Source organism: Gammaproteobacteria bacterium (assembly GCA_013816845.1).
Classification (GTDB): domain Bacteria; phylum Pseudomonadota; class Gammaproteobacteria; order DSM-16500; family DSM-16500; genus Aquicella.
The window spans coordinates 17,624-41,401 of the sequence record JACDDU010000004.1; the positions used below are offsets into that span (position 1 = coordinate 17,624).

The 23,778-nt window shown below is 38.6% G+C and carries 24 protein-coding genes; 12 read left to right on the forward strand and 12 right to left on the reverse strand.

Annotation, left to right across the window (positions count from 1 at the left end):
* Positions 1–555: 555 nt before the first annotated feature.
* From H0W64_08350 to H0W64_08365, 4 genes are read right to left on the reverse strand one after another with little or no spacing between them, the layout of a single operon-like run.
* Positions 556–2,211, reverse strand: a complete 1,656-nt coding sequence (locus H0W64_08350) for a hypothetical protein (GenBank protein ID MBA3661722.1) — start codon at positions 2,209–2,211, stop codon at positions 556–558.
* Positions 2,208–2,642 carry a hypothetical protein gene (locus tag H0W64_08355; GenBank protein ID MBA3661723.1) on the reverse strand — a complete coding sequence of 145 codons (435 nt, stop codon included), beginning with the start codon at positions 2,640–2,642 and terminating at the stop codon, positions 2,208–2,210. The genes H0W64_08350 and H0W64_08355 overlap by 4 nt, the downstream gene beginning before the upstream one ends.
* A gap of 41 nt (positions 2,643–2,683) precedes the next feature.
* Positions 2,684–3,067, reverse strand: coding sequence for a type II secretion system protein (locus H0W64_08360; GenBank protein ID MBA3661724.1), 384 nt, complete (start codon positions 3,065–3,067; stop codon positions 2,684–2,686).
* Positions 3,064–3,540: a prepilin-type N-terminal cleavage/methylation domain-containing protein gene (locus H0W64_08365; GenBank protein MBA3661725.1), complete on the reverse strand. Its 477-nt coding sequence runs from the start codon at positions 3,538–3,540 to the stop codon at positions 3,064–3,066. The genes H0W64_08360 and H0W64_08365 overlap by 4 nt, the downstream gene beginning before the upstream one ends.
* Positions 3,541–3,633: 93 nt before the next feature.
* On the opposite strand from H0W64_08365, the gene H0W64_08370 reads away from it, so the two are divergent.
* The 11 genes from H0W64_08370 to H0W64_08420 are packed head-to-tail and all read left to right on the forward strand — an operon-like array spanning position 3,634 to position 13,842.
* Complete coding sequence (locus H0W64_08370) at positions 3,634–4,608, forward strand: hypothetical protein (GenBank protein MBA3661726.1); 975 nt, start codon at positions 3,634–3,636, stop codon at positions 4,606–4,608.
* Positions 4,589–5,188, forward strand: coding sequence for a PilN domain-containing protein (locus H0W64_08375; protein ID MBA3661727.1), 600 nt, complete (start codon positions 4,589–4,591; stop codon positions 5,186–5,188). The genes H0W64_08370 and H0W64_08375 overlap by 20 nt, the downstream gene beginning before the upstream one ends.
* On the forward strand, positions 5,185–5,841 hold the full coding sequence (locus H0W64_08380; protein ID MBA3661728.1) for a hypothetical protein: 657 nt from the start codon (positions 5,185–5,187) through the stop codon (positions 5,839–5,841). Before H0W64_08375 ends, H0W64_08380 begins: the two co-directional genes overlap by 4 nt.
* Entirely contained in the window at positions 5,834–6,163 is a 330-nt protein-coding gene (locus H0W64_08385; GenBank protein MBA3661729.1) for a hypothetical protein, read from the forward strand. The genes H0W64_08380 and H0W64_08385 overlap by 8 nt, the downstream gene beginning before the upstream one ends.
* 12 nt (positions 6,164–6,175) lie before the next feature.
* Positions 6,176–7,963, forward strand: coding sequence for a pilus (MSHA type) biogenesis protein MshL (gene mshL / locus H0W64_08390; protein MBA3661730.1), 1,788 nt, complete (start codon positions 6,176–6,178; stop codon positions 7,961–7,963).
* A 13-nt stretch (positions 7,964–7,976) separates the two neighbouring features.
* Complete coding sequence (locus tag H0W64_08395; GenBank protein MBA3661731.1) at positions 7,977–8,885, forward strand: AAA family ATPase; 909 nt, start codon at positions 7,977–7,979, stop codon at positions 8,883–8,885.
* Positions 8,885–10,135: a tetratricopeptide repeat protein gene (locus H0W64_08400; GenBank protein MBA3661732.1), complete on the forward strand. Its 1,251-nt coding sequence runs from the start codon at positions 8,885–8,887 to the stop codon at positions 10,133–10,135. The genes H0W64_08395 and H0W64_08400 overlap by 1 nt, the downstream gene beginning before the upstream one ends.
* Positions 10,122–11,813, forward strand: a complete 1,692-nt coding sequence (locus H0W64_08405; protein ID MBA3661733.1) for a type II/IV secretion system protein — start codon at positions 10,122–10,124, stop codon at positions 11,811–11,813. Before H0W64_08400 ends, H0W64_08405 begins: the two co-directional genes overlap by 14 nt.
* Positions 11,814–11,830: 17 nt before the next feature.
* Positions 11,831–13,051 carry a type II secretion system F family protein gene (locus H0W64_08410; GenBank protein MBA3661734.1) on the forward strand — a complete coding sequence of 407 codons (1,221 nt, stop codon included), beginning with the start codon at positions 11,831–11,833 and terminating at the stop codon, positions 13,049–13,051.
* Between the two features lie 24 nt (positions 13,052–13,075).
* Entirely contained in the window at positions 13,076–13,447 is a 372-nt protein-coding gene (locus tag H0W64_08415; protein MBA3661735.1) for a type II secretion system protein, read from the forward strand.
* A gap of 20 nt (positions 13,448–13,467) precedes the next feature.
* Entirely contained in the window at positions 13,468–13,842 is a 375-nt protein-coding gene (locus H0W64_08420) for a type II secretion system protein (protein ID MBA3661736.1), read from the forward strand.
* Positions 13,843–13,852: 10 nt separating this feature from the next.
* Here the strand turns inward: H0W64_08420 and H0W64_08425 are convergent, their stop codons facing one another.
* The 8 genes from H0W64_08425 to H0W64_08460 form a co-directional block, all read right to left on the reverse strand.
* A complete protein-coding gene (locus tag H0W64_08425; GenBank protein MBA3661737.1) occupies positions 13,853–15,457 on the reverse strand; it encodes a diguanylate cyclase in 1,605 nt (534 codons plus the stop codon).
* Entirely contained in the window at positions 15,450–15,839 is a 390-nt protein-coding gene (locus H0W64_08430; GenBank protein ID MBA3661738.1) for a response regulator, read from the reverse strand. The genes H0W64_08425 and H0W64_08430 overlap by 8 nt, the downstream gene beginning before the upstream one ends.
* Positions 15,836–19,069, reverse strand: a complete 3,234-nt coding sequence (locus tag H0W64_08435) for a PAS domain S-box protein (GenBank protein MBA3661739.1) — start codon at positions 19,067–19,069, stop codon at positions 15,836–15,838. The genes H0W64_08430 and H0W64_08435 overlap by 4 nt, the downstream gene beginning before the upstream one ends.
* Positions 18,969–19,625: a CADD family putative folate metabolism protein gene (locus H0W64_08440; protein MBA3661740.1), complete on the reverse strand. Its 657-nt coding sequence runs from the start codon at positions 19,623–19,625 to the stop codon at positions 18,969–18,971. The genes H0W64_08435 and H0W64_08440 overlap by 101 nt, the downstream gene beginning before the upstream one ends.
* A gap of 109 nt (positions 19,626–19,734) precedes the next feature.
* Entirely contained in the window at positions 19,735–20,271 is a 537-nt protein-coding gene (gene raiA, locus H0W64_08445; GenBank protein MBA3661741.1) for a ribosome-associated translation inhibitor RaiA, read from the reverse strand.
* A gap of 105 nt (positions 20,272–20,376) precedes the next feature.
* Entirely contained in the window at positions 20,377–21,441 is a 1,065-nt protein-coding gene (locus H0W64_08450; protein MBA3661742.1) for an enoyl-CoA hydratase/isomerase family protein, read from the reverse strand.
* Positions 21,442–21,443: 2 nt separating this feature from the next.
* Entirely contained in the window at positions 21,444–22,232 is a 789-nt protein-coding gene (locus tag H0W64_08455; protein MBA3661743.1) for an enoyl-CoA hydratase/isomerase family protein, read from the reverse strand.
* A gap of 52 nt (positions 22,233–22,284) precedes the next feature.
* Complete coding sequence (locus tag H0W64_08460) at positions 22,285–22,770, reverse strand: ProQ/FinO family protein (protein MBA3661744.1); 486 nt, start codon at positions 22,768–22,770, stop codon at positions 22,285–22,287.
* A 265-nt stretch (positions 22,771–23,035) separates the two neighbouring features.
* On the opposite strand from H0W64_08460, the gene H0W64_08465 reads away from it, so the two are divergent.
* Positions 23,036–23,671 (forward strand): hypothetical protein, encoded by a 636-nt coding sequence (locus tag H0W64_08465; protein ID MBA3661745.1) that lies wholly within the window; start codon positions 23,036–23,038, stop codon positions 23,669–23,671.
* Positions 23,672–23,778: the final 107 nt, after the last annotated feature.

Genomic DNA, 23,778 nt, shown 5'->3' on the forward strand with positions numbered 1-23,778 from the left:
ATTACTAAACCACCTAACTCTTATAGTGAGTTTTAAATTTATAAAGAGTAAATGAATACCAAAAACAAGATCAGACGGAAATGATGAGCCAATTGCTCGAATTATTGAGGGTGATCAAAAATTTACTCAGGCGGTGGATACCCTCCCACCTCATCTCCTAACCTAGAAAGCTAGATTGGAAAACCTTATTGAGAACGTTAGAAATAAAATGCACCATTTGTCGATATAAAGAACCATTCGCTAAATAAGGGATCTGTGCGCAATAGAGATATCACGTAAACGGGCGAGAAAAAATAGAGAAGTCAAAATAAAAAATTAATGATTGAAAAGGAATTTAAATTAATTATTGCGCAGTTTAATTCAATTAGTAATCTAAAAGCGCATGAAAACAGAATTTTTTATCCATAGCCAGGGACTTATCCAAAATTCATCGTGTTCAGTTTATTATCTGCAAAGTCTCATCTCATAACGTCAATTTTAAAAAGATATCCACAATTTCTGGGGATAAGTTGTGGAACAACCTGTGAGCGAGCCGGTATTAATTTAATAATGGCTTTAACGAAAAATCTGACGCCAGTTGGTGACAGGGTTTGAGCCGGGAAGCACAAGACTTATGGCATTGATTTGGTTATTAGTCCCTGTACCTATATTTGACCAAACAGTTCCATCCCAATGATAAGCCGAGCCACTCGCTCCAGCTGCCCATGCATCATCTGGAGAAAAAATGCCAACAGCTAGAAAATTCGTGTTACCAAAATCAGTGAAAGTCCATGAAGTTCCATTATATATAAAGAGTCTTCCGCTAGATCCGGCAGCTACACCAAAGTTAGCAAGACCATCGTTATCTGTATCAAGCATGCTAATCGCGTTAATATCAGTTGAAACAGGCGAAGTAAATAAACTCCAGCTTCCAGTGTATTTCAGAATGACGCCATTTACTCCCACTGCCCATGCTTCACTAGCAGATACTACGTACACGCCTTTTAGATGTTGCGTCGTTGGACTGGTTGCACGTGTCCAACTTGTCCCATTATAAGTTAAGATATGCCCAGCATTTCCAACTGCAAATCCGATGTTGCCTAAACCATCCCCATTAGTATCGATCACATGGACTGCATTTAAATTTTGATTAGTTGAAGCATCTGCAGGAATAGTTGGCGCGACTGAAGGTGTTAAAGCTACCCAATTCGAACCATTCCAACGCAAAATTGTATAGCGATAGTTTCCACTTGAGGCACATGCAGGGCGATATCGACTCCCTACTGCAAAACCTTGCTGGTTTGAAACGAGAGAGACGGCAAGTAAGTGTTGGTTACTGCAAGCCCCCGCTTGTGCATTCAAAACCCATGCTGTTCCATTCCAACGCAAGAAAGTAAAATTTGTTCCGACTGCTCCTCCAACCGCAAAGCCAAACGCATTTGAAAGCATACTTACGCCTTCTAAGTTACTAGCGCTAGACCCGCCTGCCAGAGAACTATTGTTCCAATCTACGCCCGCCGGATAGTTCCAACGCATCAAACTAAAATTGTTACTTTGCTTATCCCCGACAAGCCATCCATCCTGTAATTGAACCTGCGCTTGAACGTTACGTTGATATTTGGGTGCTGCGATGCTAGGAATTCCAGCTTTTGAATCTACAGTACATTGATACTGACTTACAGGCGCTCCGACCGCATGACTTCTTACCCTACTTCCACCTGCGCCTCGCGTAACATTAATAAAATTTGTGCCCGAAACAGCTTCATAATCAATTAATTCATCTTCCACGTGAAGACGGCCATTGCCAGCAAAATTGGTAAAACTAGTAACAGCTATCGTGGATCCTGTAAAAGTGAGTGCACTGCTCAATGTCGTTACAGCGACCACCGGTGTGCCAACGGCACTTAAGGTAAAAGTCCCATTTAAGAGACTTGCATTCGTAACCGTGCTTGTACCCGTCAAAGCGCTACATACCACTCTTGCTCCAGTTCCTGTAAAAGTTGACGTAGTTAATAGCCTCGACGCAATTTCCAAACCCGATTCTGCTAGGTAAAAAGCCCGAAGACCGCCGAGTTGATTAGCACTCGTTTGGGCACGGGTCGCAAACAAGTTGACGATGACTGAACCCATCAATCCCATCACCAATATTAATACCACTGCCAATAGCGCAAAATAACCTTGCTGTGCCCGGCTTCTCGGCAATGAAAACTTCTGCCGCACCGTGTGGTTCATGGCATTGTCCTTAATCCAGCAAGACCGATAAAATTGGCACTCATATTGCTCTCGGTTAAGGTGAGCGACATTGAAATATAACGAACAGAAGAAGCAATAGCCGTAATAGCACCATTTCGGTCAAGATAACTGAGAGCAAAATTTTGGACATTATCTGCTAAGGTTTGCCCATTACGGGTTAAAGTGGCGCCGCTTAGCGCATATTGCACCGTTGTGCCACTCGTATTAACCATCGTCATTTGCGAGGCACCCATCGTGGTTAGAGTAGAAGCTGCGCGGATGGTATGAATATCATTCGTAATTCTTTCAATAGCCAGAAATCCTTGCCAATCAATGTCCGTGGTATTTTGTGCTGTTAAAAAAGTTGTATAAGATGATAATAAAACACGACCCACTACCACACTGATTAGACCAATTAAAACAGTAGTCATAACTAATTCAATAAGAGTAAAGCCCATTTGCTTACGCAATATTAGTAATTCCCGACTTGTGTAGAAAGTGAGGTTGATGAAAGACCCGTCACATTAACCGTAATAGTTTTATAATTCGTATCAGTATTCCAAGTTTTACACGCGATGCTTGCGGTCACGGTATAACCCACCGGTTTAATACAATTGGTTGTAGCAGGGGTAGTAGGGCACGCATAAGTGTCATACCCTTTCATTTTTTTTTGTTGTAAAAACCAATCCATGCATGATCTGGCAACTTCATTAGCTACCCATTGTTGGTGCAAAGATGGGGAATTTTGTAAAGCAAAATTACTTCCCAAAAGAAGGGTAGTCATGAGCATACTTGAAACGACAATAAAAATTAAAACTTCTATTAAGGTAAAACCGTGATTCAGACGATGCATCATGGTATTAAACCAAATCCAGTTTGAGGAGTAATTTGCAATGTCACCGTTTGACTTCCATTCGTGATCGGAATTGTACCTGTGACGCCGAGCGCTAAACCTGGAAGCGTCGTATCAGAATAAGGTACACCCAATGCACTAAAGGCAATAAGATCATTTGGTAAATTTCCGAATGTTCCAAAAACTATTCCAGTTGCGAATGTGGTAGAGGTTCCTCCATTGGGGAGCACAATAGGTGTCCCGTCTTCCTCAGTGATACGGTAGGTGGTACTTGAAACTTTTGCTAAACGATATCGCTCGCCAGTCGTGAGACTCAAGCTTTGAGCATAGCGTATATCATTTAAGAGGTGTCTTGCTTCAAAATTTAAGTTTGTACTGGTAGCAAGCCATTTCGGCATCACCATAACACTTAAGATGCCCACTAATGCAATCACGATGGTGAGCTCTAGAATCGTGAAACCGAATGAACTCTTCATTAACGTCCGTGTTTATCGTAGGATAATGTTTGAGACCAGGGTTCCATTTGATAAGGATTGAATGGAACTGTCAATAGATAGCAAGGAATCGTTATGCAAATTAAGGAGTGGCTGAGGAAGACAGGTGAGTGGGGAAAGCATTTTTTGGATCGAAAAGAAGAAATCTTTGATCCTAGCTATCAACTTAGTATCTTTTTGTCTTCGCAAACCGTTTCTCTTGTCCTTATTAAACAAGATGGCTTCAACGCTACGCTGATACAAACCGAATACCATGCCATTAATGATACCAACCAAGCAGTCAAAATCATTCAAGATTTCACTATCAAAAATCAAGTTGTCGGCGTAACGACCACATGGTTACTTGGATTTGAAGATTATCAACTCTTTTTAATTGAATCGCTTCCCGTGCCGAAAGATGAATTTCAAGAGGCGCTCCAATGGCGCATCCGAAGCTTAATCACTTTCCCCTTAGAAGAGGCAACTCTTGATTATTTTACCTTACCTTCTAAAAAAAATGCGCCAGAAAATCCTATGATAGCTGCAATTATCAGTAAATCAAGTCAACTTTTAAAGGGTATCGAACTAATCAAAAAAAGTAACATAAGATTAGATAAAATTGATATTCCTGAATTGGCTATGCGAAATTTGACCGCGTTTTTTGAAAATGATGAAAAAAGCTCAGCATTTATTTATTTTTCAGATGGCACGTTGATCTTAAACATTACTAGACAAAAAACACTTTATTTTACCCGAAGAATTACATGGTCCAATCCCGACACCCCGACAGTCCAAGATTATGAACAAATCGGATTAGATATTTTAAGATATTTTGATTACTTCCAAAGTCAATGGCGATTCCCAAGCCCTAATCGCGTTTTTTTAGCAAGTAGTAAAATTATTGCGGCTGATGCTGCACGAACACTTTCGGAATATTTAGCACTTTCTGTTGAGTTATTTCCATTTGAAAAGTTAGGTTTGGGTAAAAAAGAAAATGAAATTGAAATGTCAGTTTTGCTGAATATTGGCTGCCTGTTAAAGGAGAAAGACAATGTTACAGCAGGAAGTTAACCTTTTTCGATTTTTTAAAACCGCTTCAGCAAAGCATACCTTATTAGATTGGCGATCTTTATGGTTATTAAATGGGATTTTCTTATTTTTTTGTATATTACTGTATGGCTATTATATTTGGCAAAATCACCGTTTAGAAAATAAAAAAAGCGAACAGTTAGTAATCGTTAGTAATTTTGAGAAACAGTTTTATGAAGCCAAAGCCAAATTTCCCGAATTCTTTTTTACCCAAGATGTTTCCCAATCCATTGAAAAATTGCAACTCGAATTAGTTTCGCAGGAAAAATTATTAATATCGATTACTAATCAAAAAATATTTTCACAAATTTTGTTTGCATTCTCACGTACAATCGTTCCTAACGTATGGTTAACTCGCATGGTAATAAGTAAAGGTGGCAATGAGATCGCGTTAAAAGGCAATGGTTTTTCTATGACTGAAGTACAAGTTTTTCTAAACAATTTAGTTAAAGAGAAACTTTTTACTGACTATATTCTAAATATTAAAAATATTGAAAATACGGTCAAAGATAAAACCATCAATAACCTATCTTTTGAAGTGACGCTTAGTCGAAAATTATGAATGAATATCTCTTAAAAGCGCGAATATGGTTTGAAACACGCTCTATACGTGAAAAATTATTTGTCCTACTCCTTTCATGGGCATTAATCTATGCCTTCACTAACTTTCTCTTTATAAACGTAGAAGAACATCGCACTGCCGTATTACGGGCAGAAATCAAAGAAATCGAACATCGAATTAATGCCTGGAAAACTCAAATTAATGCACTTAATAAATTAGCTGAAAGTGATCTTTACAAAAAATGGTTGCTTCAGCATCAGGCATTTTCTTCACTGAGAGGCCAATATAAATTTTTGCAAAATGCATCGCCTACTAAACAATGGCAAGATGTCATACGGGCTGTTTTACAATCTCAAAATAATATTACCTTACTCAAAATTAAAAATTTTCCAGAATCAAGCTATACCACGTCCTCCACAGGCCCAACAGAACCCGCAGCGCCTGCTGCTAAACCTTCTTCAACGAACAATATTTTTCAACAACGACTATTACTCGCGGTGAGCAGTGATTATTTTGGAACTTTAAACTACTTAAAACGTTTGGAAGATTTGTTACCCAATATCCGCTGGGATCTTTTAAGTTATGAAGTTTTTCAGTATCCCTTTGCGAAAGTTGAAATGGAGTTTTCCATTCTTTATGAAAAAAATGAATAGCAGGGTCAAACGCTTTATCTTTTTTGTGGCGTTACTGCCGCTCTTATCAGCCGTTGTGGCTCCGCCCCTTGTTGATCCGACTAGGCCTCCTGATGGGCTTAACCCTTCACAAAACACAGCAACGGGCCCTCTTACAGTTTCTGCTATCTATATTTTCCCTACTTATCGTTTTGCCATGATTAACAATTTGCCGGTAAAAGTAGGAGATCGCATTGGCGGGTTTACTATTACCAATATAACCTCCTATACTGTAGAACTATTTGGAACCCAGAATGAAAAGTTAGTGTTAGAACTTGTTACGTCGATCAAACACGCGCGCTAAAGGATATGGTGCATGGATCAAGGAAGATCAAAGCTTTATTACGGCCGGTTCTTATTAGGATGGGGGCTCTGCACCTTTTTAATCAGTTGTCATACAATTTACCCAACCCATCAAACTTCAATTCAACAGACGCAATCTACTTTGGACGAAAGCATCTGTACGAATAAACATTGTGTTAAAGGCGCTTTACCGCGTCGTTACGTGCGCACGACACAAATCGATTCAACTTTATTGCCACCTTTATCCCACTATGTTCATCCCAGTCATGAGGAAGAACCACGATTTGATGTCACAGCAAATAAAATACCTGCCAAAGAATTTTTTATGGGCCTTGTAGCGGGCACGAAATACAACATGGTCATTAATCCTAATGTAGATGGGACCATCTCACTGGATTTAAAAAATGTGACACTACGGCAAACGATGGTTGCTATGCGAGATATGTACGGGTACGAATATCATAAAACATCTTATGGTTATGAAATTTCTGCCCCAAAACTACAAACCCAAATATTTTATGTTAATTACCTAGATGTCCAACGTACGGGACGATCTTTTACACAATTAACAACGGGACAAATCAGTAATAAAATCGGGACCGTTAGCGTCGGGGGCAGTGCCTATAGCAACCCGGTTACCCTACAAAATCCTGGCCAAACTGCACCAGATGCGACAGGAACCATTAGCAGCATTGAAACGAGATCAGAAGCTCAATTCTGGAAAGATTTAGAAAAAACTATTTTAGGCATGATGCCTAAAGATGATAACCATCGTGTTACAGTCAACGCTCAAGCTGGTGTCATTGCAGTACGTGCTTATCCACGGGAATTACATCATATTGGGAATTATCTAGCCAAGATACAAAATAGCTTAAATCGACAAGTGATTCTCGAAGCCAAGATTCTCGAAGTTACTCTTAATGACAATTTCCAATCCGGCATTGATTGGAATGTATTCGGGCAACCGTTTGCGCTTGATCCTGTAACGGGCCTCTCTAAAGAAGAAGGCGGCTTAGGCCAGGGGGGGAACTTTCTAAATGTCCCCGGTACAGACATCACACAATTTAATGGTATTTTTGCACTCCGCATAAATGGGAACTTTGGAGCATTTATTAATTTGTTACAAGCTCAAGGTAATGTGCAAGTCTTATCAAGCCCACATATCGCAACCGTTAATAATCAGAAAGCGGTCATTAAGGTAGGACAGGATGAATTTTTCGTAACAGGCGTATCAACCACCAATTCGGTTGTGGGTTTAAATACGCTACCTTCGCAAGATGTCTCTCTTACGCCTTTCTTTTCAGGAATTACTTTAGATGTTACACCGGAAATAAGTAGTGAAAAGGATGTGGTTTTGCATATCCATCCCAGCGTCTCTCGTGTTACTCAACAAACCAAAACCATTGGCCTTGGCTCAAATGCTAACGGTACAGCTAACAATCTTGTTTTACCCCTCGCATTCAGCACCATTCGAGAATCGGATAATATTGTTCGGGCCAAAAATGGACAAGTCATTGTTATCGGCGGTTTAATGCAAAATAACACGATAGAAACTATTGCAGGAACGCCTTGGATCAGTAAAGTGCCTTTTCTGGGATGGTTTTTCCGTCGGACACATCAAGATTCCGTAAAATCCGAATTAGTCATTTTGCTCAAACCTATGATTGCCAATAACAAAACTTTCACTGAAAAAATGGAAAATGAAAAGAGAGTCTTTACGATATTTAAACGACCCTTCCATGCCGGTGGATTATCGAAAGTATTTGGCAATGAAGCGGAACGAGAAGATCGTAATACTTAAAAGAGGTGCTTAGATGTACCAAGAATTCTTTCAATTGCAAGCGATGCCATTTAATTTAACCCCTAACCCGAATTTTTTTTGCCAACTCAAAGGCCATCAAGATGCACTAGAAACCCTATTGTTTTGTATTCAAAGTGGTGAAGGCTTTATCAAAATCGTCGGTGAAGTGGGTGCGGGTAAGACTTTATTATGCCGAAAGCTGTTAGAAAGCTTAGATTCAAATTATGTTACGGCCTACATTCCTAATCCGGATTTAACGCCTCTCGAACTACGGAAAGCTTTTGCTCGTGAATTATCTTTGGATCCGAATGCTTGGCAAGGCCAACATGAATTATTAACAGCAATCAATCAACATTTAATTGAATTATTTGCAAATAATAAAAAAGTTGTATTACTAGTTGATGAAGCACAAGCCTTAAGCGATGAGAGTCTTGAAACCATTCGTTTACTGACTAATCTTGAGACTGAGAATGCGAAATTATTACAAGTTGTTTTATTTGGACAACCAGAACTTGATGAACGACTTAATTTATCGCGCTTTCGACAATTAAAACAACGGATAACATTCGCCTATACTCTTCCTTTAATGAATAAAAAAGATTTGGATGTTTATTTGCATCATCGTTTAGCCGTTGCTGGTTTCACGCATGGACATTTATTTACGAAACGTGCACGTGCTTTACTTTATCGAGCTAGTCGTGGCATTCCAAGGCTTGTGAATATTTTATCGCATAAATCTTTACTTGTAGCTTACGGAAGAGGTGATAAAAGAATTAATCATAAGACCGTGCAAGTTGCTATTGTTGATACCCAAGCGTGTAAACAACCTATTCCCTGGCAAAGTTTATTTAATAGTGTATTTGCCACCACCATGATTATTTTACTTGCCTATGGTGCCTATTTAACAGGAAGTTTGATGTAATGAGCTTAATTAATAACTTACTGAAGGATTTAGAAAAAAGAAAACAACACGAACAAACTCAGCCTTACTTACTATTAAGTAATCATCAAGAAACTAAAAAAACTTTTTTTTCTAACCCATATTTCTGGGGATTACTAATCCTCGGGTTAATGACCAGTATTATTTTCTTTAATGTAGCCTTAAAAAGAAAACCGGTCGTCATAGTCGAACCCACTCTTATTAAAACATCTAAGCCTCGCTTGTCACCTTTTCTTACTTTATCAAAGCATGACGAGGCGCTTTTAGGCCCAGTAACCATAACAGGATTAACTTTTGATGTTAAAAATAAACAAATTCAATTTTCTTTCTTACTAGATCATATGGCTCACTATCGCGTGTCTTATACTCCAAACCATCATCAACTTATTATTTCATTTTTAAACGCGAAACTGACCGCAGAAATACCAAAGCTGCGCTATTTAAATACCGGCATTAAAACAGTCACCAGTAAAATAATCGATGAGAACTTGCAATTCAATCTGTATTTAGAAGAAGACGCGGTCATCCAAAATATTTCCGTCACACCCGATGATAAAAATCCCGCGCTCCTTGTTACGATTAGAATGCCCTTAGACGCAGACAAACCTTCTGCTACATCTAATTTTGTTAAAACCCCGGCTATTCAAAGCCTCATGCAAACTAAATATAAACAAGCGCTAAGTGATGCATCTAATGGTCTATATCAACCTGCCATTACCCATTTACAGGAACTCATCAAATTTGATCCGAGCTATCATGAAGCACGCGTATCCTTAATTGCTTTATTACTAGATCAAGGTAACTTGCTTGAAGCTAATAAAATATTGGAAGCCGGACTCAAAATTAATCCTACCTATCTTGCTTTTGTAGAATTGAAAGCACGGGTTCTAACCCATGCTGGTAAAGTCGACCAAGCTTTGTTATTGCTTCTTAATGCAGCGCCTCCCATCGCCGCAAATCCTGAGTACCATGCTTTTATAGCTGCCTTATATGGTCGCAGCAATAACGAAGAGATGGCGATTAAACTCTACAAAAAATTAGTTCAAATTCATCCAGATAATAGTAATTGGTGGCTGGGTTTAGGAGTCGCATTAGAAAAATCAAATCTGTTATTAGAAGCCAAAACTGCTTATGGTAAAGCTTTACTAGCAGGTCGACTAAGCGGCGATGCGATAGCTTTTTTGCAGACGCGACTAAAATCAATGGATGAATTACCTCATGCTACGGACTAAAAAAACTTACATTGCCGAGATGTTGCTTGAGCATCAACTTATTACGCAAGAGCAATTACAAAAAGCGATTGATTTGCAAAAAAAGACTGATAAAAAAATCGGACAAATCTTAATTGAATTAGGCTATATTGCGGAACCCAAATTACTCGAATTACTGTCTAAACAGCTTCATGTTCCCTACATTGATTTAAAAACATATCCCATCGAGCATGATCTTGTAAAAAAATTACCTGAATTTAATGCACGCCATTCGCGAGCCATTGTGTTACGCGATGAAGGTGGAGAATATTTAGTTGGGATGGTGGATCCCCAAGATTTGCTTGCGCATGAAGAAATAGAACGTCTATTACAACGTAAAATTAAAGTCGCTTTAATACGGGAAGAAGATTTGCTTTACGTACTGGATAACATTTATCGTCGCGCCGATGAAATTTCCCATTTCGCAGAAACATTGTCCGCGGAATTAAAACCAACAGACGCATTTTCAGAAAAAGAGGATTTTTCATCTGAAGACATGCCTGTCGTTAATTTAGTTCGATCTATTTTTGAAGATGCTGTGCAAATCAATGCATCTGACATTCACATTGAACCAGGTGAAAATGTTTTACGAATTCGTCTGCGCGTCGATGGGGTTTTGCAAGAGCAAATCATTGAAGAAAAAACGATTAGCCAAGCATTAGTTCAAAGAATTAAGCTTGTCGCAGGCCTTAACATCGCGGAAAAACGATTGCCACAAGATGGTCGGTTTAGTATCAATGTAAAAAATAAAACACTCGATGTGCGTGTCTCAACCATTCCCGTCCAGTATGGTGAATCGTTAGTAATGCGTCTACTGAATCAATCCTCTAATGTTTTACACATTGATCAAATTGGTATGCCAGAAGATGTTTACAAATATTTTTCGCAAGTATTATTTGCATCTTATGGCTTGCTCCTTATTGTTGGACCGACGGGAAGCGGTAAGACAACAACATTATATGGAGCATTGAATGAGCTTAATAAGGCAGAAAAAAAGATCATTACGGTTGAGGATCCTGTAGAGTATCGTTTACCGCGCATCAATCAAGTCCAAGTCAATCCTAAAATTAATTTAACTTTTGCCTCTATTCTCCGCTCAATTCTTAGACAAGATCCCGATATCATTATGATTGGTGAGTTGCGTGATCAAGAAACTGTTGAAATTGCCTTACGTGCTGCTATGACAGGTCATTTTGTTTTAGCGACCTTGCACACGAATGACACCATCAGTACCGCAACGCGACTTTTGGATATGGGTGCAGAAGGTTATCTTGTCGCAAGCGTTTTACGTGCAGTATTGGCCCAACGATTGGTTCGTAAAATTTGCAAACACTGCATTACCGATGCTCAATTAACGCCGCAAGAACGAAGCTGGCTCGCAGCTAATCATGAAAAACAGTTTGAACATACAGTTTTTAAAAAAGGCATGGGTTGTACGCATTGTCATCAAACAGGATACCAAGGTCGCGTGGGTGTTTTTGAATTATTGCCGATGACGGAAGAACTAACAGATGCTATTCGCCAATCCGATACCGGTACTTTCCAACGTCTTGCAGTTAAACAACCTCTCTATCACTCACTAACTTCCACAGCCTTAGATTTAGCTGTAAAGGGTATCACGACTGTTGAAGAAGTTATTAGTATGGCGGGTGCGATTTAAAATATTAAAGGAAAAGCATGCCTCAATTTGTATATCGGGGTCGTGATAAAGAAGGCAAACTTCGCGTGGGTCAACGCTTTGCCTTTGATATTGATAACTTAAATGCCGAACTCATTAAAGAAGGCATTTCTCCTATTCATATTGAAGCTTACAAAGTCAAAAAAAATTATTGGAATAAGTTTCGTGAATGGATGCAAGGGGAAGCTTTACACTTAGAAGAATTGGCCATTTTCTCGCGTCAAATGCAATTACTCCATCAAGCCGGTGTTCCGATGACAACTGCTTTGAAGCAGTTAGCCTCCCATACCCGTAGCCACCGATTATCGTATGCCTTAGGTGGGGTTATTGAACATTTAGAAATGGGTCAAAATCTTGCTACGGCAATGCAACATTATCCTGATGCATTTTCTCAATTAATGGTGAACATTGTTCAAATTGGTGAAAGTACGGGTCATTTGAGTGAAGCTTTTGCCCATTTACATAAATATATTGTATTTGAATCAGCAAGTATTAAACAAATTAAATCATCGTTCCGTTATCCAATTTTTGTTTTAGTTAGCATTTTTTTTGCAATCGTTGTAATGAATTTATTTGTCATTCCTAATTTTGCAAAATTTTACACGAATATGGATGTCCCTTTACCCTGGCAAACCCAATTATTAATTAGCTCGTCGAATTTTTTTGTTAATTATTTTTTATACTTAACCATTGCTTCAGTTCTTGCCCTCTTTTTCTTATTTAGATGGTTAAAAACACCACGCGGTAAATTTATGTGGCATCGTTTTCAACTTAAAATACCTGCTGTCGGTAGTTTATTGAAACGCATTATTTTGATTCGATTTTGTCAATCGCTTGCCATCGTTTTGAATTCAGGGGTGTCTGTAACCCATGGTTTAGTATTAGTAAAAAATTTACTAAAGAATGTTTACATCAATAATCAAATTTCGCAAATGCAGGAATCTATTGAACGCGGCATGGGATTCACTCAAGCCATCGCCCAAGTTGAACTGATTAGTCCACTTGAATTACAAATACTTGCGGTTGGAGAAAAAAATGGCGAATTAGGTCCGGCCTTAAGCTATATCGGTGATTTTCATAGTCATGAAATAGAATTTGATTTAAAACGCATGAATGATTTTATTGGACCTATTATGATTAGTGCCATTTCTCTCATTATTTTGATTATTGCACTTGGTGTTTATTTACCCATATGGAATATGATAAATTTAGTACATTAATTTTATATTTTTAAGGAAGACAAAATGCGCAAGCTTGGATTGCAACTTGGGTTTACCCTTATTGAGTTAGTTATTGTTATTGCTATTATTGGCATTCTCGCTGCTGTCGCCATCCCTCGCTTTATCAACCTTTCTACCAATGCGCAATCGGCGGCTACCGTTGCCGTAGGTGGTGCGCTGTCTGCTGCAAACGCTAGTAATTATGCTGCCCGTAAAGTGAATGCAAGCTTAGGCGTTCCGGTTGCCAATTGCACGGATATCACCAATGCAATGCAAGGCGGTTTACCGGCTAACTATATCATCACCGCGGCAGCGGTTGCTGTTGATGCCACCGTCGTTTGTACGCTTGCTGGACCCGGCTCTACCACCACTACGTTTACAGCAACCGGTATCTAACTTAATTTTTGGAGTAATCTATGAAATTCAAGAAAAGTATAGGTTTCACACTGATTGAATTAGTTATTGTTATCGCCATTATTGGTATTTTAGCGGCCGTCGCTATCCCAAAATTCCTTAATCTTTCAGGTAATGCACAAGGTGCAGCAACTACTGCCATTGCAGGCGCATTAGCAGCAGCCAATGCTAATAATTACGCGTCGCGAAAATTAAGTTCTACTATAGGAAGTGCCGTTACTAATTGCACAGATGTCGCAGCGACTTTACAAGGTGGTGCGCTACCGGCTGGTTATACGATTGCATCAACAACGGCAGCAGCAGATACAACGGTGACTTGCACTTTAAATGGACCGAATTCAACCACTGCCTCTTTTTCTGCGACGGGTATTCCTTAGCCCATCCTATTTAAATGCCTACTACGATGCGATTCCGCCCAGTTTGTTTCGCTTCGTAGAGTGCATTATCCGCAACCTTAACGAGGGATCCTACGGTCTTAAAAGTAGGATAATTTGAAATTCCGCCTGATAAAGTAACAAAAATATTAACATCATCTAAGGTATGGGGCGTCTCAGCAAATTTGACCCGCAAGGCTTCAACAATTTTTACGGCTTCATCAACCGCGGTTTGAGGTAAAATTACTAAAAATTCTTCTCCTCCATAACGACCAATCAAATCAGACTTACGGAGATACTTTTGCAAAAACATACTTAAATCTTTTAAAACTTTATCTCCCGCTTGATGTCCGTAAGTATCATTAACAGCTTTAAAATGATCAATATCAAAAAGCACAACGGATAGGGGGCGTTGATGCCGTTCTGCAATAATAATTTCTCGATCGAGATGTTGGTGAATCATTGTATGATTATATAAGTTGGTGAGACTATCCCGTGCCATGCGTGAGCGTAAAATATGTGAGCGCATGAGGCGATTCCGCACTGCAGCAAGCAAATGTTTAGGGTCAATCGGTTTCGTTAAAAAATCATCACCAGCAACGCTTAAAACTTCTAATTGCTTGGTACGCTCAGCAATGGTCGATAGAAAAATAATGGGAATGCCACTAAAAGATTCTTGCTGATGGACAACTTGGGCCAATTCACTGCCATTGCAATAAGGCATATTAATATCCATCAAAATTAAATCCGGTTGAAATTCTTGTAACACGGAAAGAAAAAACTTAGTATCAGAAACTTGTTGGGTTATCATGCCTGCATGATTAAGAATGGTTGCATAGTAATTAGCTAAGGCTTCAGAATCGTCAACGATTAAGATATGTTCATCATGAAATTGCTTCGCTTCAAATAAATTATCAATCGTATGAAGCAGTGTCGCCACTTCAAAAGGTTTACCAATAAAAGCTTGCCCAAAATGTCTAACGGTAAAAAGGCGCGAGGCTAGATTATCTTGAGCATCAGTAAAAACAATAATTGACATATCATCGTGTAATTTTTTAATTTCTTTTAATGGAATTTTTTCTGCTAATTGTATTGCCATAATCACCATGTTAGGACTATGTTGCGAAACCGCCTTTAAAAATAGAGCAACATCATTAAAAAATTTAACCTTATAATTAAATTGGATAATTTGCTCAAATTCGTTTGTAACCGATTCGAGATTTGTTTCTAATAAATAAATATCTCGCCTATCAGTAGTGGTTTCAAAATTAAGATTTAAGGAGGGAATAATTTTTTCTTCCCGGGTATGCAAAATAAGTTGATTTAAATCAGCCAGCATATTATCAACTTTTGCTTCAAAATGATGAGCTGGTTCAGACAATAATTTTTGAAATTGAACTTCAAGTTTGCGCGCTTCTTGGCTGACTTGTGTGTAACCGTAAGTACCCGAAGTTCCACATAGAGTATGAGCTTGACGTATTAATTCATTCAAAAGCATGGCGTCTGGTTTTCTTTTAAAGTTCAACCAGTCTTTTTGCATATCTTTAACTTTATTGGGCAATTCTTTTGCGTAGCGTGCTGAGAGAGCTTGTAGTTTTTCTTCAACCTCATTATGCATAATGATGATCCCAAATTTCTGTAATTTTCTGTGCAAGTTGCATTGGATCGAAGGGTTTAGTAATTACATCGATAGCACCCAGCGCTTTATATTCCTTAACCTCAGCAGCTTGAGTCTTAGCAGTCATAAAGATAATAGGCGTTTGTTCATAAGCTGGAATTTTTCTAATTTCCTTGAGTAAAGTTGTCCCATCCATTTCCGGCATCATAACATCTATAAGAAAAAGATCTGGTTTAAAGCCCTCAATCGCTGCTAAAGCAAGCGACCCCGAGTTACAATATTTGAGCTCAAACCCACCAATATCTACTAACGCGATTTGTGCGATAGCAGCAATATCAGGTTCATCTTCCACATACAGTATTTTCTTTAATGGCTTTGTCATTTCGTTTTCCCCACAGAGATAGCAGTTTCAATGGCTGATAGAAGTTGTTCATTGGTAGCGATTGACTTTAGTAAAGTATTTTTAACCATAGCCGAATATTTTTTGGCCAAAATATCGACCGAGAAAACAATAACCGGGATCGGTTCTTTAGTTCGATAATTAATACAAGGTAAAATTGATGCCCCATAACCATCAGGTAAATTTAAATCTAGAATGACAAGATCAAATTCATGATCTTGCAAAAGTTTTTTAGCTTTAGCAATGCTATTTGCATTCCAGACACTTGCTCTATCCTGCAACATAATACTTATTAAACGCGTCACATCCATTTCATCTTCAACACTTAAAATATTAGCACTTCGATTGGTAAATTTTTTATTAATGTAATCGATTATGACTTGCGTTTCTTCTTTGTTTTTTGGTTTTTGCATCCAATCTACGATCGGATAATTAATACCACGCCATTTTTTTTCTTCTTCTGCTTCGCCTGAAATGACTATAATAGGGGTTTCTTGTGTATTGGGATTTTCTCGTAAGTATTGAATGAATGACGCGCCTGCTTCATCGGTTAAAAGCGGATCTAAAGTAATCGCAATGTAATGATGTTCGCTAATTAATTTTTTAGCTTGTTGCACATTAGAAGCAATATCGACGTGAACATTTTTTTTCTGAATTAAATCTTTAAGAGAATTAGCACTTTCTACATTTTGGTCACAAATAAGCAGCCTTAAAGGTGTGGCGTGTGTAGGTGCCATTGTATTTGTTTTTGTTTTTTCTAAATGGAGCTCAAAATAAAAAGTACTGCCTGCGCCTTCCGTACTTAAAAAACCTATCTGACCGCCATGTTTTTCTATAATCGCTTTAGAAATATTTAAACCTAAACCTGTCCCACTTTTTTGACGCGTATCTGATGAATCAGCTTGAGTAAATTTACCAAATATTTTATCTTTGAAAGCGTCGCCTATTCCTGGCCCATTATCAATAACGGAAACCCGGACTTTATTTAACAAATTTGTGATTTGTATTTTTACCACGCCATTTACTGGAGAATAACGGATAGCATTCGATAGTAAATTAGTTACAACTTGCATAATTCGATCATACTCAGCTCTTACTTCGATATCTTCATCATTAATCAATTCAAGCTTAATATTATATTTTGCCGCCAAACTCTGATTTGACTCAATAGCTTCCTTGAGCAATTGATTCAAATGAATTAATTTAAGATTAAAATCCATTTTTCCTGCTTCAATTTTTTCAATATCTAAAATGTCATTGATTAATCGAATAAGTCGCTCACAATTAGTGTTGGCGATCTCTAATAATTGTTTAGCTTTTTCAGAAAGCGCACAAAATGTTCCACTGGCAAGAATACTGATCGAACCACGAATAGAAGTTAATGGGGTTCTCAATTCATGACTCACAATAGAGATAAATTCATTTTTCATTTTTTCAATATTTTTGCGCTCACTGATGTCCCGAGTGATTGAGGAGCCACCAATCACTTTACCTTGCTTATCTTTCATGGGAGAAATTAAGACTGAGACGGGAATAATACGACCGTCTTTATTTAAACGTTTGGCATCGTGGTTATGGATATGCTCACCCAATTTGATTTTATCTAAGAGGGAGAAAAGCTCTGTTTTATCTTCTTCCGTATAAATCGTATTGATTGATTTACCTTCAATTTCTTCTTTTTCATAACCAAATATTTTTTCTGCGCCCCGGTTCCAAGTCATCACTTGGCCGTTTAAATCGACGCTAATAATAGCATCGTCTGAGGCGTCAACAATGGATGCAAATCGGGCTTCTTGTTCTTCGGCTTGCTTTCGTTCTGCAATGTCTCTAATAAAGAGGTGATAAGTTATTTCTCCATCAAGAACAATTGCAAAAATGATGAGTTCAATAGGAATAAGGGTTTGACTGCGGTTTCGCCCCATTAACTCGACTGCCTTGTTCATGACGATGCTTTGTTTATTTGCAACAAACTCCGTGATTTTTTGGAATTGACTATCTCTATTTTCGGGCGCAATGATGAGGTCAAATAATTTTGCACCTAAAACTTCTTGTTTTTTCCAACCAAATAATTTTTCTGCACACGGGTTCCAATCCAAAAGACGGGTTTCTTTATCCATTGCAACGTAACCTTCGTTAACGGTATCAAGAATACGTTGCAAACGGAGTAAGGCTTTTTCTGCTTCAAGCCGTGCGCTATTCATTTTCCGGGAATATCCATGCAACTTATCGAGAATAAAAAAAATGATAAGCAATAACATGGAAAAAATTATGCCACTCACTAAAACTACTAAAGGTAACAATGTAAAAGATTGATCTAATAATTTTTTGGTAGGCCAGATGTATAAGTGCCAAGTAATATTTTGTATTTTTAGCGCCGTTTTTTTAACAGTATACAAATCCAACACTTTAGTATTGGTTGAAAAAACTGGATCTGAATCCTGATAGATGGCAATACCAAAATCATCTCCCATATTGGAATTAAAAATTTTTCCGAACAGTTTCTTCACATCCACTGCGCCCACAATGTAACCTTCAAATCCTTTTGCATGAGATAAGGGAATGATAATGAAAAATCCCTTTGGGCCTTGGAGAAACTCGAGAATTTTTGAAAGCGTGGGTTGATTTGTTTTGCGCGCAAAGGTTAGGGCTTCATATCGGGAAGGCATTTTTGAAAAATCTATTCCCTTAATTTTTGGTTCGAGCTGAGCGGGTACAACCCACTGCACTACCATATTCTGGTCAATCCATTCTAAAGCTGAATAAATTTTTGTCCCTGTATAATATTGTTCAGCATCAGCAGTCCACAAAGCCTCTGACGTACCCTGCGTGAGTTCCCAACGCTTTCCCATGGCCGCAAGGGATTGGATATGATTTTCAATAATATTATAAATAGGCGTTACGATGAGGGCAGAAGCTGCGGTAAGTTTGTTTTCTACATCTTGTCTTTCATTTTCTCTTAATTTATCCCATAAAAAGATGGAAATGATTAAAATAAGAGCAGCTGTGGGTATGCCGACCCAAAAAAAGCTACTCCAGGCTCTGCTCGATGTTGGTTTTTCCTCAACCATTCGTCCGAATCCATGGTGTCCCATGGATTCATTATACTCTAGTTCAACAGCTAATCTGGCCCACTCGGCACATACCGTCCAAGAATTGCCATAGCGATATCGCTGCTTTTTTTGTTGCCACTTCAGCGCGTGCCGGATCAGCATAACGATTAATGAGTTCCGCCACCTCACTCGCATGTTCCACATCGTAAGCTTGATGGGCGACAAAAAACTCTAGAGCTTTTTCATCCGTTAAGCCATAGAAATCCTTTAATCCTTCGATTTTTGACTTTGATACATCCGGAACTTGGCATTCATAGGCATATAATGCACAAAGTCCATCCTGCCAATTTTCATCAGCCAACTGATAATAAGTGTCAACCATTGCTTCGGTTTCAGGAATCATGTCTTCATTTAATACAACATCTTTTGGCGTGCCTAAACCTTCTGCAAATTGCATCCACAATGCGGGATGGTCAGTTCCATGAATTTCTTCATCAACAAGATTTTTTAAAAGTATCTTTCTCGCATCAATTTCTGGACAGTGGGTATGAACACGAGAAATAAAACGGGGGAAAGATTTAACTTGATGATAATATTGTGCAGCATATTTCTGCAAAATTTCTTGGGACAATTCCCCTCTTGACCACATCTGATAAAAATTGTGTTTCAGTAAATGAAATTCAGCGATGATTTGATCGAGACGCTCAATTAATTGCATGAATAGGCTCCTTAATAACCTGATAGTTCGACGTAAGTTTTGCATTATCAACATTCTTCTTTGTAGAATGCAAGTCGTGCGTCAAACCAGTCTCTTAAGTGAACAAGGGTCATGCAACATTATAGCGACCTTCTTTAACAATGTGATTTGCTTTGTGTCCATCACTTATTTCTTCAGCAAAAAATTCGACTGCATCACCAATCGCAAGTTGCGGGTAAATTACGCTTGTTATGCTAAAATAATATTCTTTACCATCAGCACCTTCGATAAATCCAAAACCTTCTTCAGTTACAAGTCGTTTAACCATCCCATGGATCGTTTCCTCATGTCTTTTAACTTGGCCATTGCGCTTATTTGCTAATTCTTCAAGTTTTCTTTCTATCACCTCAAAGGCATCACGCATGGCCACATAGATATCCTCGTGATGTTTTTTGGTCGAGACTATTTCTTTTCGAGGAACAGAGACCGCAATTCGAAAATTAAATAATTTTCCTTGATGTTTATGTTTTTGAGCAAATTCCACAACGATACGACACTGAATAATGCGCTGATAAAATTGTTCTAATTTTTCAGCTCGTTTTTTAATGGTGTCTTCTAATGCAGTGGATTGTGGAAAATCGCGGATGGTAATTTGAATTGGCATCATACCCTACCCCTCAGCTTACTGGTTTTCATTATAGGTATTACAAATAAGACGTTTTGCTAGTTTCTTATTTAATTATATACCTTGCAGGGGGTTGTATATTAATTGCTAAGCAGTATCTTCTACCGCCTGGAAATAAGAATCTACCAATTTATCAGTCACTAAGATTAGACGACTGGGTTGCCAATGTGGCCGCTGATCTTTATCAATAATAACTGACCGGATACCTTCAAAAAAATCATGACCTTGCATAAAATGTTGGGTAAGACAAAGGTCCTGCTCCATGACCGCGTTAAAATCCTGATGACGAGCTTTCATTAAAGCCTTGAAAGTTACTTTTAAACTGGTTGGAGATTTTTTTTCCATCTCAGCAAGTATCGCTTGCGCAAGTGGATTTTCATGATCCGCTTCCAGACTATGCATAATATTCTCAACGCTTTGTTGGGAGAAAGCCGATTCTATTGTTGGATAGGTAGGGGCAAGTAATGCAGGACCTGCTTCAACTTGAAACTTACTAATAATGCTGTCGACTATTTTTTTAGGCTCACTCGATAAAGGGGTGTCTGCTAGCATGGCAACTAAGGTAGGAATTTTTTCGCTTGGAATCTTGAATTGCGCAATGCCCAGCGCTACACAATCATCGCTTGCTATTTTGGTTCCTGTTAAACCTAAATAAAAACCAGTGAAGTGAGGTAACCGCGATAAAAAATAGCATCCGCCCACATCGGGATAAAAACCAATTCCGACTTCTGGCATTGCAAAAAGCAAACGTTCTGTCGCTACCCGATGGGAGCCGTGAATAGAAATACCTGCGCCTCCTCCCATAGTAATGCCATCCAGCAAAGCAATATAAGGTTTGGGGTAATGAAAAATAGTCCGGTTTAGTTCATATTCATCGATAAAAAATTCGATCAATCGGGCATCATCATGATGGAAGCGCTGGTATGTTAAACGCAAATCACCACCAGCACAAAATGCGCGACCAGGTGCTGCGCGGATAATGACCGCTTTGATCTGCGGTTGATCGGCCCAAATCTTTAATTGACCATCCATAGCTTTAATCATGTCATGGTTCAATGAATTTAAAACTTCGGGACGATTCAGCGTAATAACACCAAGATCACCTTCACGTCCAGGCAGCGTTTCAAACAAAACCTCTGAGAAGGTAGGCACGTTTACTCTCCACTAAATTGGGGCTGACGTTTCTCAAGAAATGCATTAACCCCTTCAGCTTTATCTTTGGTACTACAACATAGACCAAAATACGCAGCTTCAAGGGCCAGCCCTTCATCAAGCGGCATCGCAGTGCCTTGATAAACCGTTGCTAATATCGCTTGAATGGCAATCGCTCCATTCACAATTATATCTTTCAGCTTTGCATGTGCTCGTGATAATAAGTTTTCAGCATCTGTAAGTTCTGTAACAAGTCCCCATTGAAATGCTTCTTCTGCGCTGAACTTTCGACCCGATAAACAGAGATCTAAAGCGCGTCCCATCCCCACTAATCTCGCTAAACGCTGGGTACCGCCGAAGCCAGGAATGACCCCCAATTTAATCTCAGGTTGCCCGAAAACTGCATTGAGTGTTGCGATGCGCAGGGTAGTAGACATTGCAAGTTCGCAACCCCCGCCTAAGGCATACCCATGGATTGCAGCTAAAGAAGGTTTGCCTAATGTTTCTAATTTTCTAAAAACAGTCTGACCTAATTGCGCAAAAGCTAATCCTTGGGCCCCATTTAAGGATGCCAAGCCTGTGATATCGGCACCAGCACAAAATGCTTTGCCTTGACCTGAAAGGAGAATCCCTTTAATGGACACATCAGTCTTAGCAGCATCAATCAGTTGATCAAGTTTTTGTAATACCTGAGCATTAAGCGCGTTTAATTGGGGTACGCGATTAAAAATAATGTGTAAAATCCCCGGCGACAAAGTTTCCGTTTTAATAATCGGTTGATTATCATCCATAAAATTTTCCATTTAATGAGATCAATTTAAAAAGCCATGGGAAAGGTAGGGCTTAAGCTTCCTCAGGAACAGCACGCGGTGTGCTTTCTTTGGGTTGGTGCTTAAGTTTCTGACGCTCAATCGAATAACTTGCTTCTTCAGCTGAGACTGTACCTGCCGAATTACCATCTAAATCAATTCGGATGGCCTGGGCCACCACGCTGCGATGGTAGTTTGCAGTGTTGACATAATAAGAAAGACTTTTCACCATACAGGCTTTGTCTTCGATAACAATATCAGACAATGTACTCAGACGTTTTACCAGATCCTGTTTAATACCTTTCTTCAAAGGCTTTATTTCATTTCCAGATTTAAACCCTTCGGGAAAGTAAACTTTCAAGAGTTCAACGCCATATTGAACGTAATCCAACCACCTTGGTTTGATTTTTTTTACTTTTTCTTCTTGGAAATTTTTTTTGGGTCTTTTCGACTTGTCGGTATTGTCAGACAATTGAGAAGCGACAGCCTGCAATTGTTCTTTAAAACTCGCATTACTCATTTGTAAAACTCCTAAACAATATCATACGCACATTTCGTTACGCCCCAAAAAATGACATTGCAAACAGTAGTTGAAAACTTTGCAGGAAACGCTCGCCTTTTTCTAAAGTTGCATCTTGATGGGTTGCTAGAGGGTTACTTTAAAGATTTGCTTTGCTTAAATCAATATGCATCCGAAATTGAGTATCCTATCTGTAGACTTTTAAAGTAGATCAGTGTTAAATTTTAACATCTTAAGTCTTTCAATCTTTATAGGATAAATGCATATGCCACGAAGAAAATCCGCTAAGCGCACCTCAAAGCGCCAGCCAACCAGCCACACGTCCATTACTATGCAAAAAATGGAAAAGGATTTTTCGACTGCACCATCACGATTAAGCGCACAACTTTCTACCGAAATCCAAGCAATTAAACAAAGAGAAGCAAAGTTAAAAAATTCTCTAGCTAAAAATAAAGGCCAAATTAAATCTACAGAAGCTCGCATTAAAGCGACTAAAGGCAAAGGAACAGCTGCTTCCAAAAAGCAATTGTCCAAATTTAAGAAATCTCATGGCTTACTTTTAAAAGACCAAAAAGTGTTAACCAAAGGATTAACTGAAACTTCAAAATCATTGGATTCCAGCAGTAGTAAGCAAGCCAAATTGGTTGCTCTACGCAAACATCTCAGCCAATTTGAAAAAGAATGGGCCTTGAATAGCAAAAATAATAAAAATAACAAAAATAATAAAACCAAAGTTCAAGCTCAAACCCGTAAAAAAACCAAAAAAACGACGACTTCAGCTAAACCGCGTCAAACCACCAATGCACCTGATACCCAAATGACTGAACCCCGCACAGATTCTAGAATCTATGATCGAACCATGGATGAAACAATTGATGAGAGCACAGAAGTAACTTCTTAAATTGTCGGTTTCTCACACTTTGCTACACATTAATCTCCATTAGCTAATGGGAGTTATAACATCAAGGATAGATATTATAAAACTATGGAGAGTATGGAGTTTTTAAT